Genomic DNA, 904 nt, shown 5'->3' with positions numbered 1-904 from the left:
CAAAGCAACTAAAATGACAAAAATTATATCTCTCACATTATTAACTTTACTACTCACTGCCTGTCAGCCCACGCCTAATACTAGTGCGAATAATAAACCTGATATCGGCAACATAAAAAGCGGCCCAAGTAAAATGCAAGCAAACATTACCGTCCAGGGCTATACCAGCACACTCAATAATATCGATATTGAGTTTTTAGGAAAAACAATTCCATATACATACAGCGATGGCAAAATAGGAAATAGTCGGGGCTACAACTGGTGGGTAAGTAAGCACTTTGCGCTAAAAAGTGATCTACCCAAAGAGAAGGTCACGCTATACTTAGAGCTACTTGAAATGGCATATCCACATTATGTTGCTTTATTTGGTATGGCTCCCCCAAATATTGAGCGCCAACGCATTGCAGTTGTTTATGGTAGTAGTCGCTCCCGTGTACGAGAAGCCATGCTTGATGATGGTTTTTTACGTGGGGTACATAAAACGGCCGGTGGTGAAACCATGTTTTATAACCGTGCCGGATATAATTTCCCCAGCCACCGTGAGCACCATCAGCGTTATATAGTTATTCACGAAACCATGCATGCTTTTCATATGGCATTAAACGGCCATTCAACGTGGGCACCTAATTGGATCACCGAAGGTTTAGCTGATTCGATTGCTCACCATGTTTATGATCCTAAGCAAAAACAACTCACCGTCATGGTATTTGATCGCGCCCCAATGAATTACATTGAAACCGGTTTAAAACAATATTACAGCGAAAATAAACCTACAATTGAAGAAATAAATGACGATCCAGCACTAAAACGTGGACTTAATTTTTTTATTATTCATTATCTTTTAAGCTCTCCTGAACGGGCACAGTACTTTGCTCACTTTATTGAAGAGCTCAGATAAGCGAGC

1 pseudogene is annotated in these 904 nt (G+C 40.4%); it reads left to right on the top strand.

The features are described from left to right. Positions 1–13: 13 nt before the first annotated feature. Positions 14–892: pseudogene (locus tag CWB80_RS18595) on the top strand (hypothetical protein); the annotation flags it as partial. Positions 893–904: the final 12 nt, after the last annotated feature.

It is taken from the genome of Pseudoalteromonas sp. S1650 (assembly GCF_005887195.1).
Classification (GTDB): Bacteria; Pseudomonadota; Gammaproteobacteria; order Enterobacterales; family Alteromonadaceae; genus Pseudoalteromonas; species Pseudoalteromonas simplex.
This window is presented reverse-complemented; position numbering and strand designations above follow the sequence as displayed.